Source organism: Vulgatibacter incomptus (assembly GCF_001263175.1).
Classification (GTDB): domain Bacteria; phylum Myxococcota; class Myxococcia; order Myxococcales; family Vulgatibacteraceae; genus Vulgatibacter; species Vulgatibacter incomptus.
This window is the reverse complement of record NZ_CP012332.1, coordinates 690,607-703,579: the sequence shown is the minus strand read 5'-3', so window position 1 is coordinate 703,579 and position 12,973 is coordinate 690,607. Positions and strand designations below refer to the sequence as shown.

11 protein-coding genes are annotated in these 12,973 nt (G+C 66.9%); 7 read left to right on the top strand and 4 right to left on the bottom strand.

All coding sequences use genetic code 11. From position 1 onward, the window contains the following. Positions 1–5 precede the first annotated feature (5 nt). Complete coding sequence (locus AKJ08_RS02805) at positions 6–746, top strand: metallophosphoesterase (RefSeq protein ID WP_050724672.1); 741 nt, start codon at positions 6–8, stop codon at positions 744–746. On the opposite strand, the gene AKJ08_RS02800 is transcribed toward AKJ08_RS02805, so the two are convergent. Further along, the gene (locus AKJ08_RS02800; RefSeq protein ID WP_050724671.1) at positions 700–1,452 is read right to left on the bottom strand and encodes a glycerophosphodiester phosphodiesterase; all 753 of its coding nucleotides are present in this window, start codon (positions 1,450–1,452) and stop codon (positions 700–702) included. The genes AKJ08_RS02805 and AKJ08_RS02800 overlap by 47 nt on opposite strands. A 58-nt stretch (positions 1,453–1,510) precedes the next feature. Here AKJ08_RS02800 and AKJ08_RS18320 point away from each other — a divergent pair, with 58 nt between their 5' ends. Then, positions 1,511–1,663, top strand: a complete 153-nt coding sequence (locus AKJ08_RS18320) for a twin-arginine translocase TatA/TatE family subunit (protein ID WP_082342603.1) — start codon at positions 1,511–1,513, stop codon at positions 1,661–1,663. A gap of 12 nt (positions 1,664–1,675) precedes the next feature. Here AKJ08_RS18320 and AKJ08_RS20600 read toward each other — a convergent pair whose 3' ends face one another. Together AKJ08_RS20600 and AKJ08_RS02790 are read right to left on the bottom strand one after the other, a co-directional pair. After that, complete coding sequence (locus AKJ08_RS20600; RefSeq protein WP_050724670.1) at positions 1,676–2,842, bottom strand: zinc-ribbon domain-containing protein; 1,167 nt, start codon at positions 2,840–2,842, stop codon at positions 1,676–1,678. A gap of 165 nt (positions 2,843–3,007) precedes the next feature. Next, positions 3,008–5,233, bottom strand: a complete 2,226-nt coding sequence (locus tag AKJ08_RS02790; protein WP_169788736.1) for a galactose oxidase-like domain-containing protein — start codon at positions 5,231–5,233, stop codon at positions 3,008–3,010. 416 nt (positions 5,234–5,649) lie between these two features. On the opposite strand from AKJ08_RS02790, the gene AKJ08_RS02785 reads away from it, so the two are divergent. From AKJ08_RS02785 to AKJ08_RS02770, 4 genes are all read left to right on the top strand, one after another. Further along, positions 5,650–6,891: a glycosyltransferase family 2 protein gene (locus AKJ08_RS02785; protein WP_082343367.1), complete on the top strand. Its 1,242-nt coding sequence runs from the start codon at positions 5,650–5,652 to the stop codon at positions 6,889–6,891. Next, positions 6,888–8,039 (top strand): hypothetical protein, encoded by a 1,152-nt coding sequence (locus AKJ08_RS02780; protein WP_050724667.1) that lies wholly within the window; start codon positions 6,888–6,890, stop codon positions 8,037–8,039. The genes AKJ08_RS02785 and AKJ08_RS02780 overlap by 4 nt, the downstream gene beginning before the upstream one ends. A 13-nt stretch (positions 8,040–8,052) precedes the next feature. After that, entirely contained in the window at positions 8,053–9,159 is a 1,107-nt protein-coding gene (locus AKJ08_RS02775) for a hypothetical protein (protein ID WP_050724666.1), read from the top strand. Between the two features lie 104 nt (positions 9,160–9,263). Next, positions 9,264–9,866 carry a hypothetical protein gene (locus AKJ08_RS02770; protein ID WP_050727408.1) on the top strand — a complete coding sequence of 201 codons (603 nt, stop codon included), beginning with the start codon at positions 9,264–9,266 and terminating at the stop codon, positions 9,864–9,866. 51 nt (positions 9,867–9,917) lie between these two features. Here the strand turns inward: AKJ08_RS02770 and AKJ08_RS02765 are convergent, their stop codons facing one another. Continuing rightward, complete coding sequence (locus AKJ08_RS02765) at positions 9,918–11,654, bottom strand: Rieske 2Fe-2S domain-containing protein (RefSeq protein ID WP_082342598.1); 1,737 nt, start codon at positions 11,652–11,654, stop codon at positions 9,918–9,920. A gap of 599 nt (positions 11,655–12,253) precedes the next feature. Between AKJ08_RS02765 and AKJ08_RS19650 the strand changes: the two genes are divergently transcribed. Further along, positions 12,254–12,970 carry a formylglycine-generating enzyme family protein gene (locus tag AKJ08_RS19650; protein ID WP_050724665.1) on the top strand — a complete coding sequence of 239 codons (717 nt, stop codon included), beginning with the start codon at positions 12,254–12,256 and terminating at the stop codon, positions 12,968–12,970. The last annotated feature ends 3 nt before the right edge of the window (positions 12,971–12,973 follow it).

Sequence of the window (12,973 nt, the reverse complement as noted above, 5' to 3'; positions counted from 1 at the left end):
CCTCCTTGCGGCTCTTTGCGATCGGCGACCTTCATCTCCCCTCGGCACGCGGCAAGCGGATGGATCGCTTCGGCTGGAAGGACCATCCGCGTCCTCTCGCCGAGGCATGGGACCAGGCGGTAGCGCCGTCCGACCTGGTGCTCGTCCTCGGCGACACCTCGTGGGCCACCCGCCCCTCCGAGGTCGAGGAGGATCTGGCCTGGATCCACGAGCGGCAGGGCCGGAAGGTGCTCCTCAAGGGGAACCACGACTTCTGGTGGCCGGACAGCCGCACCAAGCTCGGCACGCTCCTCGCCCCCTTCCCCAGCATCGTGGGCTTCCTCCACAACGGGAGCGCCCTGCGCGAAGGCCCCTACGTGATCGCCGGAGTCCGGGGCTGGACCGTCCCGGAGGCGCCGCAGCTGCCGGGGGGCGGCTACGATCCGGAGCTGGACATGGAGAGCTACCAACCCCACGTGGTGGAACGGGATCTCGGCAGGCTCCGCGCCAGCGTCCAGGCCGCCGAGGTCCTCGCTCGCGATCCTGACACCATCCGTGTCGCATGCATGCACTTTCCTCCGGTGTACGCCGGACCGAAGCCGACGCGCTTCAGCCCGATCATCGAGGCCTACCGGCCGGCGGTCTGTGCCTACGGCCACCTCCACGGCCCCGGGATCCCCGCGGGCTTCGTGGGAGAGCACAACGGCGTCCGCTACGTGCTCACGTCCTGCGACGCCGCCCGCTTCGCGCCGATCCGCCTCCTCTAAGGACCTCGAGCGCGACGTCGGGCCGATTCGTGATCACGCCGTCGACGCCGAGGCTCGACAGGCGCCGCAGCTCGTCCGGATCGTCGACGGTCCAGACGTTCACGAGCTTGCCCGAGCCATGCCACGCTCGCATCCGAGGCTCCGTCACCAGCGAGGCCTCGGGGTGGAGGGCGGCCGATCCGCAGAGCTTGCCCCAGAGCGCATGCCAGACCGCGCCCCGGCCTTCCCACAGGTACGCGGTGGGCAGGCTCGGCGCCTCCTTGCGAACCGTGAGGAGGGCGAGGGGGTGGAAGGAGCTCACGATCACTCGACCGGCGAGCGGGAGGCGCTCGAGCTCCCTCACCGCCGCTCGGGCGAGGGGCTCCGCCTCCTCGTCCCGGTCGACCTTGAGCTCCACGTTCCAGACGAGGTCCGGGCCCGCCGACCCGACCGCCTCCTCGAGGGTCGGCACCGTCTCCGCCGTTCCGGCGAAGCGGTCTGCCAGCACCTTCACCTGCCTGAGCTCCTCCAGGGAGAGATCGCGCACCTCGGCGGAAAGGCCTGCCAGGCGATCGAGGCGCTCGTCGTGGCAGACCACGAGCTCGCCGGTTCGGGCACGCATCACGTCGCACTCGATCCCGTCGGCGCCCTGACGGGAAGCGAGGGCAAAGGCGGCGCAGGTGTTCTCCGGCTGCATCGCGCTCGCGCCCCGGTGGGCGTAGATCATGGGGCGATCGGTGCGGTGGAACCGTTCGTGGTAGAGTCGCGATCCAGGAGACGTTCCCATGGTGCTTCCCAATCTCGGTGAGCTGCTCATCATCGGTTTCGTGGTCTTCCTGATCTTCGGAGCCGTCAAGGTACCGGCGCTCGGCGAAGCGATCGGGGTGCGCCTGTCGCGGAGCCGGTCGCCCCGGAAGGACGATCGCCGCGAAGGTTGAGCGGGATTGCCGCTAGAGGTCGCCGACGCGCGGCAGCTCGGCGGCGTCGACGAGGGTGGCGACGGCCCGGGCCCTGATGGGGCCTGACGGCACGCTCGAGGTCGGGAAGACCACGACGAAGCGATCGTCGCCGTTCGGCAGGCTCTCGAGGAGCGCAGGGGCGGGATCGCCCGCCTCGGCGTTCTGTTCTGCGGCGCCGCCCGCCCAGCCCTCCGCTTTCGCGAACGTCCGCCCTGCCCGATCGCGCAGCTCGGCTTCCACGTGGACCCGCTTCCCCGCGGGCCTCTCGCCGTCGAAGCGGACGAGGCCGACGACGTAGACCCGATTCGCCCCATCGGCGCTGGCGGACGGATAGAGGCCCATCGCGAGCGAATCGGCGACGACTTCCACCGGGTCGTGGCCCGCGTCGACGCCGAGGCCCGGCGAAAGGATGCCGAGCCCTGCTACGACGGCCAGCGCGAGGAGCCCGGCGAAGGCGATGGCCTGGAGCCAGCCCCACGCCTTGGCCTCGTGGCGCCTGGGTTCCCTCTTGGCGGCGGCGTCCGATGGACGTCGAATCGTGGCGGACGGCGGCGGCGCTGCCGCGATGGGCGGCATCGAAGCGAACGGAGCCTCTTCCGGCACCACTGCCGGCTCGGGAGCCGCCGGACTGCGTGGAGCCTCCTCGAAGCTGAAGCCCTCCCAGGGCGACTCCTCCGGACCGGTCGCCAGGAGGGAGAAGGGATCCTCTTCCGGCGCAACGTCGGGCGCCGGCACGGCAGGTACTGGGAGGCCCGCGGCCATCTCGACCTCGCTCCAGGACCCGCCGAACGCGGGAGCCGGCTCGGGATCGCCGGCGTCCAGCTCGATCTCGCGCCAGGACCCGGCGCGCTGAGGGGCCGGCTCGGGAAGGCCGGCATCCATCCAGGGCCCGGCGACCTCGCCGGGGATCTCAGGCGGGAGCTCCGTCTGCGACGGCAGGGGCGGCGGAGGCGGCGGAGGCGGTGGAGGCTGGTGCACGGGCCCGGCCGGCGCGGCGTGCTTCGCGAGGGCCGGCGAAGGATCGGCCTCCGTCCGGCCATCGGGCAGCACCACGACCACCGCGGAGCAGCGGGAGCATCGGGCGCGCACGCCCGCCTTCGACACCTTGTCCGCGGGAAAGCGGTAGCGGCTCTTGCATTTCGTGCAGGTAACGATCACCCGCGTCCCCTCCGCGTCGGACCCGGCGCTTCGGGCGCATGGTCCCATCTTCGTCGCGGGCCGGCAAGATTCCGCGGGCAGTGAAAGGCTCGCCCGCAGGCCGGGACGGTCGCCGCAGGGCTGCGTCGCCTTCGTGTGCTCCTCGCCGACGAGGCCAAGCCCCGCTCAGGGCCTCCGGACTGTGAACATCCCCGATACAGCGAATTGCGTCTCGTCGGCCGAGTCGACCACCTTCACCTGAACCGTGGCCGAGTCGAGGTTGAAGACCGTCCAGGTGAACCGTCCCGAGTTGACGATCTTCCCCGAGATCGTCTTCCAGATCCCTCCCGCGTCGGCGGAGTACTTCAGGTCGACCCGAGGGATCGAGCCGGGGGCAGTCCAGGTGATGTCGTACGACGATCCCGCGGTCAGCGTCACACCTGCGGCGGGCGTTCCGACTGCGAAGGGTCCGCCCGTGACCCTGAACGCCGGGCTCTCCCCGAAAATCGACGGTTCGTTCGTCGAGCTCACCCGCATCAGCACGCCGTCGACGTTCATGTCCGGAACCCTCCAGGTGTAGGTGCTCCGGTTCACGTTGTTGTACGAAATCTTCCTCCAGATCGCGCCATGGTCGATGGAATAGTCGTAGTTCACCCTCGGGACTCCAGGGGGCGACGTCCACGCGAATGAGAAATCGGTGCCCCCGGGGATCGTCGTACCGACGGTGGGCGCCGTGAAGAACATCCGGGCCACCGGCCCACCGATGGCGAACGGCCCCGGACTGACCCCGAACAGAGCCGGATTGGCGGAGTCAGAGAGCCTCAGCAGCATGGCGGAGGCGGGCGTGCTCGGAACGGTCCAGTCGTAGTACCCACGGTTGACGATGGAGTGGATCAGCTTCGTCCAGGTCGCTCCGACATCGGTCGAATAATCGAGGTTCACCCTTGGTGTCGTCGAAGGGGCTGTCCAAGTGACCCGGTAGGCCGCTCCTGGCGTGAGGCTCTCGCCCGATTCCGGGGTCAGCAACCTGATCCTCTGCGGCGCGAGGGCCGGTGGACCGACCCTCACCGTCGTCGCCACCGAAGGCACGCCCTGGTCGTTCACCAGGAAGAGCATGTAGTGGCCGGGAGGCGTGACGTTGTAGTTCGGCACGTCCGCGACGATCCCGCCCGGGTTGGCGGCGAAGGAAAGCGGCACGTAGCGGGCGTTCTGATCGAAAGCGTGGGTCACCGATCCCAGGCGGATCAACGCCACCCGCCGGATGCTCGCAGCGTCCGGGGTCTGGATCGAGAGCTGCGAGTTGGCCTCCACGTCCGTCTCGACCGAGGCGATCGTCGGACGCGGCCCCTTGAAGAGGTAGGGTGGCGAGTAGATCTGGGCCGTGTTGTCGTTTCGGCTCCCGCCGACCAGGACCCGGCCGTCTCGCAGCAGGACGGCCGTCGAGTGGTACCCACGGTAGATCCCCACGTTCGCCAAGGTGGTCCACCGCTCGGTGACCGGATTCCAGAGTTCGGTCGTGAAGACCGGTGAGGTCTTGTCGTCGAAGGAGTTGCCGTAGCTGCCTCCGGTGACGAGGACCGTCCCATCAGGCAGGACCGTCGCATTGTGCTGGCGCCGGGGCGTGCCCATCGAGGCCACTGCCCTCCATCTCGGGCTGGAAACGTTCAGATCGATCACCTCGGCGGCCGCGGTGGGAGGCTGATTTCCGCCAACCATCAGGATCTTGCCCACGTCGTACATCACAGCCGGACCGTAGGTCCTTCCCGACACGTTGGGCTGCGCGACCCTCGTCATCGATCCGGTGCCGCCCGTGTCGAGGTAATAGCTCCAGGGCTGTGGGCCCGCGATGAACACCATCCCGTTCGGGGCCAGGAACTGGCGTGGATAATAGGGGAGCTTGACCCTGGCTCCTGTGAGATCGCGCCAACTGTCGGTCGCGACTTCATAGACCTGCGGCGTCTCCGCCATGACTCCGGCCGCCGTCGTCTCGCCCGAGATCACGAGCACGTCGCCGTTGGACAACGTGGTGTTGGTGGGATACCAGCGCGGATCGTTCATCTCCGGAGTCCGGGTCCAGGTCTGCGACTCCGGATCGAAGATAATCGTGTTCTTGAACCCCACGTGCGATGCGACGTGACCACCCGTGACGAGGAGCCTGCCGTCCGCCAGGAACGAATGGCCCGCACAGAAGATGTTGTATCCGGCGTACTGCAGCTCGGTGAACCGCCCCGTGTCCGGATTCCACATGTAATGGTTGTCTCCGAAGGAGAACTCCCCGAAGAACATGACGTCGCCCGAAGGCACGACGCTCGTGTGGGTCGGCCCGATGGGCCAGAGCTGCAGCGGTGACCATTCGCCGACCACTGCCGGGTCTTCGACCCCAGAGTCCAGGTTGCCAGACGGATCGTCCACGGCACCGGTCCTGGAGCCGCTGCATCCCAGTGCCGTCACCAGCCCCGCGATCGACAGCAGACAAGCAACGCGAGGCGCCAACTCGCCCCAACGCATCCTCCGCCCGGCCATCGGCCCTCCCTCCTCGGCAATGGACCGACGTCCATCGCTCCCAGCCATCGCACGTCGGCGAGCCGAACCTAGGGCAGCCGACGAAGCGCCGGCAACGTCCCCCGGCCAGTGTAGTCGGGGCCCGATGGGTCTCGTCCGGCAGGGAACCCCTCAGGTCGCTCCTTCCGGACGACCTGCTGCCACCGCCCCATGACTAGTTTCCGGCTGGCTGGCGAGCGGTCTCGCACGGCGCGGCCAGGCGCACGGGCCCGACCTCTGAAACGGTTTTCGGATGAGCGCGGCGGCGGGTGCAGGGGTAGGTGGCGGTGGAGCTTTTTCCCATTCAGCTTCTGATCCTGGTCGTGATCATGAACCGCTACGTGCTGGGGTGGTTCTTCAAGCTGTCCCTCCGAGGGCGCTTCGATCGGACCGACGAGCTCCTGGAGCCGACCGTCGCGTTCGTGATCCCGCTCTTCAACGAAGGAGAGGGGATCTACAGGACGATCCTGAGCCTCTTGGAGCAGGACTACCCGCCACAAAAACTGGAGGTCGTGGTCGTGGACGATTGCTCCAGCGACGACAGCTTCGCGTGGGCTTGCAAGGCGGCGGAAGGACGTCGGAACGTGACGGTCCTTCGAAATACGAAGAACGTCGGCAAGCGCAGGGGGCTCATCCGGGCCGTCCGGCAGACCTCGGCGGAGATTGTCGTCTCCGTGGACTCCGACGTCACCGTGGATCGCAAGGCGCTGCGCCACCTCGTCGCGCGCTTCGTCGACCCCGACATCGCCGCAGTCGGAGGGCGCACCTTCGTAAGGGGTTGCCAGGCGAGCTGGCTGACCCGGATGATCGAGGTGAAGTTCTATTTCTCGCAGGAGTGGCTCAAGGATCTCGAGCGCTCGTTCCGCTCGGTGATGTGTCTCTCTGGCTGCCTGACGGCGTATCGGCGTGCGGTGCTGCTCGAGCTCGAGTCGATCCTCGAGGCGCGCAGGGTCCTCGGCGTGCCGATCCTCTACGGCGAGGATCGCTTCCTGACCCGCCAGATCGTCAAGGCCGGTTACAAGACGGTCTTCACGCCTCTGGCTATCTGTCACACGGCCGCTCCCGCGAAGCTCCAAGCCTACTTCTCGCAACAGCTTCGCTGGAGGCGCTCGAACCTCGTGGACATGATCTCCGCCTTGTCGCATGTGTGGAGGCTCCATCCCGTCATCGCCTTCCACCTCCTCTCCCTCTTCGCGCTGGCGGTCGCCTATCCCGTCGCAGTCTTCAACATGCTGCTGAATGGCAACCTCTGGGAGATGATGACGGCCCACCTCTCGTTCGCCGCGGTGTTGGGCCTCGTCTATGCGTTCAAGATGAGGGGGATACCGCCGGAGCAGCGTGTCTCGGCCGTCTCCTTCCTGCCGATCGTCCTGGTGCTGCCCGTCACATACATTTTGTTCACTCCGCTCGCACTCTTCACCCTTGATTCGGGGAGCTGGGAGACGCGCGGAAGCGCCGCCGGGGCGAGCGGGGGCGATCGGGTTTCGACACCAGAAGCCGGAGCCATCGCAGAGCCGGAGGAGACATGAACGGGCATCGGATAACCAATTCTCTCAACTCCCTCGTGGTCAACGCATACAAGTTGTCTGGGTTCGTCATCCTGGCCGTCATCCTCGGTGGGCTGCTCTCGTACCTCGGCGTGCAGGCTTTCTTTCTGGTGAACTCGAGCTGGCTCGCGCCCACCATCGTATCGCCAAGCGACGAGCGGATCCTGACCCTCAACGCCCAGGTGGCGCAGCAGTCCGCGGCGCGCGACAAGCTCGTCGCGGAGGCGAGCGAACTCGAGTCACTCCTGGCAGATGCGGATCGAATCATCATCGTAGAGGCGTCTTTCCAGGAGAAGCTCAGGATCGCGGTCGAGAACGATCGAGCCGCCTGGACCGACGAGATGCGCAAGCTCGCCGCGCTTCGCAGCCATTACGACGCGGCGAGCCGGGAGTTTGCCCTCTCCAACCAGGCGTTCTCCGGGATCGAAAGGGTACAAGCCGAGCAGCTCTCGAGCGCGAAGCTGGTCGATCGGGAGACCTATCTGCGGATGAACCAGCAGCTGGCCCAGATGTCGATGAGCAGCCTCGAGTTCCAGGAGCGGAACATCGGTATCAACCGGCGGATCGAACTCCTCTCGCGTGAGACCCAGGCCATGAGGTCCATCGGCGAGCGATCGGACTCGAACGTTCTTGGCCATCGAGGCTCCGCTGAGACCGTGGTCTGGAAGAAGACAGCCTCCGTCGGCCCCGGGAGCGTCGGGATGCTCCAGCTCGAGCGGGAAGCAACCCGCTCGGCCCTCGAGCTCGCTCGCGCAGAGGGGGTCCGCGCGGTGACGATCGGGCGCCTCGAGGCGCTCGCCCGATCGGTCACCAGGTATGACCGACTCCTCGAAGCGATTCGGACCTCGCCCTACCTCAAGGCGATCGAGGGCAACCTGAACGTCGCGTTCGTGCCCTACGAGAACCTCGACAGCGTCAGCGCCGGGGCCGCGGTCTACGGGTGCAGGTTCAAGCTCTTCTGGTGCCGGAAGGTGGGGCATGTGACTGCGATCCTCGATGGTGAAGTCACGATGAAACATCCTGTCCGTGCCGACACCCTGCGCGGTGTGATGGTCGAGCTGACTCTCGATGACCCCCATTGGGCGAAAGAGCAGCTCCTTCACGCCAAGGGTCGTCCCCTGTTCTTGTAAAAGGGGGCCCGCGATGCGCGCTGGAATCCTCGGTCTGTTCGTCGCCATTCCCCTCGTCGCGGCGGGCGCGGGACCCTCCGACCCCCACGCCTCTGACGGCGTTGCTTCGTCCGAGGGGTATTGCGAGTTCGTTCGCGGGGTCGCAAAGGCCGAGTCGGCCATCCTGGTTGCGCCCGCGCTCATCGGCTCCGTTGGAGCGATCAACTCCGGCACTGTCACGCAGGGGATCCCGGTCGGCGAGCCGGTCCTCCGGATCACGCTCGGGGCCGAGTACGACGGCGTGCACCTCTACCAGGGGATGGCCCTCCGAAGGAAGGCGGAGGCGGAGTGTCGAAGGTACCTCGCGCTCTCCGATCTCCAGGCGCTTTTGCGAGCAGGTGCAGACCTCGGGTCGGCCGCCGCGCTGCGCGCGAGGGAGGAGGTGCTCGCCCAGGCGGTCCCGCAGGCCGAGGCGATCCTCGCGAAAGTGGCCGAGGAGGTCGCCTCCGGGCGGTCCACGATCGAGGAGCTCAATGCGGTCCGGTCCCGGGTCGACTCGCTGCTCTCGTCGTTGAGCGAGACCCAGGTCGATATCCTTCGGGTCTCCAGGCTCCCCAAGACCCGAGGCGATTCGCTCCCCGCGATTCTCGAGGCGTACCGGGAAGCCGACGACGAGGTCGAGCGGATCTCCGGATCGCTTCGAAGGGCAGAGGCCTGGGGACTCACCGTCCGGGCCGGTTGGGACAAGATCTTCACGGTGGAGCAGAAGATTCCCGTCTTCGCCCTCCTCTCCGTGTCCTTCAATCTCGGATCCATCTGGCAAGGGGAGGGCAACCGCCAGGCTCGTGAGGGACGCAGCCGATGGCTCGGAGAGGACGTGATGGGAGCGGACGAGCGGATCTCTGAACTCGTGGCGACGCTGCAGGCGGTTCGGAGGGACGAGCGATTCCGGCACGCCCAGACCCTGACGCTCCTGGCAGACCTCGATCAGCAAGCGCGTGCGGTGGAAGTGATGGAGAGCTCCGCCATACGACGCTACCGCGACTACCTCTGGTTCGAACGGACCAACGCACGAGCCACCAGCGCTTTCCTGAGCAGCCACCTCGAGGCCCTCGATGCCTTCCTCGGGCCTCGGGAATGAGGCTCGCATGCGGCCTGTGGGCCGTTATCTGCGCGCTGGGGCCGAGCGCGCGCGCGGACGCTCCCGATCCCAAGCCTGGCGCCGAGGGGTTGAAGCGGCTGGACATGGCGCACCTTCGAGTCACGGAAGGGATCCTCTCCCCCGGTGGCTCTCCCGGTGGCGCTGGGCCCATGCGGGTCGACGTCCCCAAGATGCGGGCCATCGCGAAGGACCTCACCGCCGCCCACGCGTCGATCCGGTTCACCTATCGAGGGCCCACGAGCCAGCAAATGCCGCTCGCGTCGGGTGAGCAACGCAGACAGCTCGGCCTGAAGCTCAAGGCGGAGGACGGGTGCAACCTGCTCTACGTCATGTGGAGGATCGCGCCCAAGCCAGGGATTGTCGTCTCGGTCAAGTCGAACCCGGGACAGCATGCCTCCGTCCAATGCGGCAATCGAGGCTACCGGAACCTCCGCCCCGCGCGCTCGCGGCCCGTGCCCGGACTCGAGGTGGGAAGCTCGCATCGACTGGAGGCGCGACTCGACGCTTCTACCCTCCTCGTCTGGGTCGATGACGTCCTCGTTTGGGAAGGACGCTTGGGGCCAGAGGTCCTCGCCCTCCGCGGCCCGGTGGGCGTTCGAACGGACAATGTCCGCCTCGAGCTCGAGATGTTCGCGCCGCCCGAGGAGGCCCCTTCCGCCGGAGGCCCTCGGACCTCGCCGAGATAGGGCCGCAGCGTGTTCGTCCGCAGCGGCGCCGCCGAACAGGGACCATCACCATCAGCTCGCGGTGGGGGCTGCCTCGTCGCCGCGCTCCCGGTCGTCGCTATCCGCTCCGGAGGCGTCGCTCCCGTTCGACGACACGGCCTCGTTCGTGGCCGAGACCTCGCTCGCCGCCGCAGCGGCTGCGTTCGATGCCGCGAACGCGTTCGCTTCCGCTGCGTTCGACGCCGTGACGTCGCGCACGAGCTCCGCGCGGATCGACGAGGTGTTGGTATTGCAGCGTCCCCCAGCCTCGAGATCGAACTGCCACCGATGGCGGCCGCAGACGAGGTGCTTGCCCTCCACCCAGCACGCCCCCGCCTGACTGAAATCCGCACCCTGGTGTGGGCAGAATCGATTGATGCTGTAGGTGCGATCCCCAACGGGGATCTCGATCCTCTCCGTGCGAGCCTCGTTCTTGCGGATGGTCTCGCAGAAGGCTTCGAGGTCCTCGGCCTCGACGACCAGGAAGCCGTGGATCAGCGGATCGTAGAGATCCGGCACGCGGCTGAGCCGCATCCGGAGGGAGAGCATGAAATCCTCCCAGGTCAGGCGACCTTCGAGAACGGCGAGAATGTTCGCAGCTCCGACCTCGAGCGAATAGCGGTCCGTCGCCGGAACCTCCGTGACCCGGCGGATCCGACGCGCGGGAAAGTCGACGAGCAGGATCTGCCCCGGCAGATCGGAGAGTTGGACGTAGAGCGGCGTCGCGACCCGATCGTGGAGCGAGAGGTGGGCCAGCTTGCGCTCCAGCTCGGCCTGGAGGCGATCGAGAACCCCCTGCAACGAATCCGCCGAGAGGTTCCGAGACCTCCAGGCGAAGAGGTCCTTCATCCGTTCGGCGTAGCTCTGGACATACTCCCGAAACCCTTCATCGGTGAACGGCTCCGAAGACGCGGGCGTCCCCACCGCGTCCAGATCGAAGACATCACCCGGCAGGGTATCCAGGAGACGGGTAGGCGAATCCTTGAGCCTCCGCTGAAGGAATTGAAAGAAGGCCGGCGCCCGCGGGAAGATGTTGACCTCTTCGAAGTTCAGGTGGATGAGCGCCGGATCCAGGAAACACGGGGGGCCGGCGGACGCGAGATAGCAACGCGGAGCCAGCACCTGGATGGCTCGAGCCACCGCCTCGAACTTGCTGAACATCTTCTTGGTGGAGATGCGCTTGTATGTCGGCTTGTCGTAGTCGTAGCAGGTGGGGTGCCAGATCGCACCCGAGAATTGAGCCGTGAAGACGTCGATCGGCCCCTCGGTCGCAGAGAGGCTGGCGAGCCGATCGTGGATCTTGCAGTCGTTGAGATTGAGGAAGGTCTGCCCGTCTGCACGGACCAGGAGGCTCGAGTCGCGATTGAGATCGGAGTCCTCGACGAACAGCTTGAGGCTCCCCCCGCCCGCCAGCGGGACAGAATCTCCGTCCCGGCAGACGACCTGGCGATCGAACCCGGCCTCGGCGAGGTACCGCCGCATTCGATCGCGGCGAAAGCGCGGGACGACCACGGTGACGTCCCTCTTCTCCAGGGTCGAGAGGAACTCTGGATCGAAGTGATCCTTGTGCTCGTGGCTCAGGTAGAGGAAGCGTTCCTTCGTGGTCCGGCCGAGTTTCTCCCGGACCAGCGACGCCAGGTGATGATTCTGCGGAAACTGCATCCAGGCTGAGTCGAACGCGCCGGCCGGAGAGAGCCACGGGTCGGCTACGATGAGCGCACCTTCCGTCTCGATCATGAATCCAGCGTGCCCGAGGCTCGTGATCTTCATCGTCTCCCCCGAGAGAATCGTCTTCGTTTCCCGTCGGGGCGTGCGACGCCGAGGCGTGAGCCCCGCGTACACCGACCCGACCCCACCGACCCCACCACACCGACCGTATTGCTCACTGATTCTCTGCAGAACGACCACGAGGCTCGAGGGCATGCATGAGAGAGCGCCGCCCCGACCTGCGCGCATGGTGGGCACAGCAAATCCGCGGTTCAACCGAGTCTCGTTTCTCGCGGGGACGACCGAGCGGGGCTTGGATTTCGGTCGAGCGGCCTCCGCGGCGCCCGCCTCCGAGATCGTCTGGAGGGGTGAACCGGAAGGGCATGGATGCTCGGTCGCCCGGCAAGCGCATACCCATCTCATTGCCGAGCTGGCGCCGTCCGGTCGACGGCCGGCAGGGACGGTCCCGGCGGGCAAGCGGTTCGAAGGATGGGATGTCCGTGAATATCTGCGGGAGAACCAGGTGGGTCGCGTGCGCGATTCTACTCGGAGGTGCGTTCTCGGCCGCTCCGTCTGCGACCCATGCCCTGCCACAATCGAGGGGGGCGTCAGCCAAGTCCGGACCTACGACCGGTAAGGGATGTCCGCGCTCGAAGGCATGGATGGGAGCCACCGCCGGATCGGCACACGTGGGCGCAGGCCTCTTCGTCCCACCGTTTCCGGCCTCACCCTCGGAGAAGAAGATCTCGGTCGAGGCATTCGAGCTCGACCGGACGCCTGTAACGAACGCAGACTTTCTCGGGTTCGTCCGGGACAACCCCACCTGGCGGCGAGGCCTGACACCAGGACTCTTCGCCAATCCCGGATATCTCCTGCACTGGTCCGGTCCCCTCGATCTGGGATCCGATGCGCTGCCGGACGCGCCGGTGACGCAGGTGAGCTGGTTCGCGGCGAAGGCCTACTGTGAGTCGAAGGGGAAGCGCCTTCCCACCGAGAGCGAATGGGAATACGCCGCCTCGGCGAGCGCCTGCAGGGCAGACGGACGGCGAGACCCCGAGTTCGTCCGAGAACTCCAGGAACTGTATGCGCAAAGGGGCCGACGGGTGATTTCCGCGGTCGCGAAGAGCGCGCCGAATTACTGGGGGATCTACGACCTCCACGGCCTCGTGTGGGAGTGGGTGCTCGACTACCGGAACACGATAGTAGGCGCCGACGACCGCCAGGACGGCGAAGACGCGGAGGCGATGCGCTTCTGCGGTGCGAAGGTCTTCGCCGGAGGAGGCACCAATGACTACCCTGCGTTCATGCGATATGCATTTCGCAGCTCTCTCGATGGTGCCTTCACCATGAGAAACCTGGGCTTTCGCTGCGCCAGGTAGCGC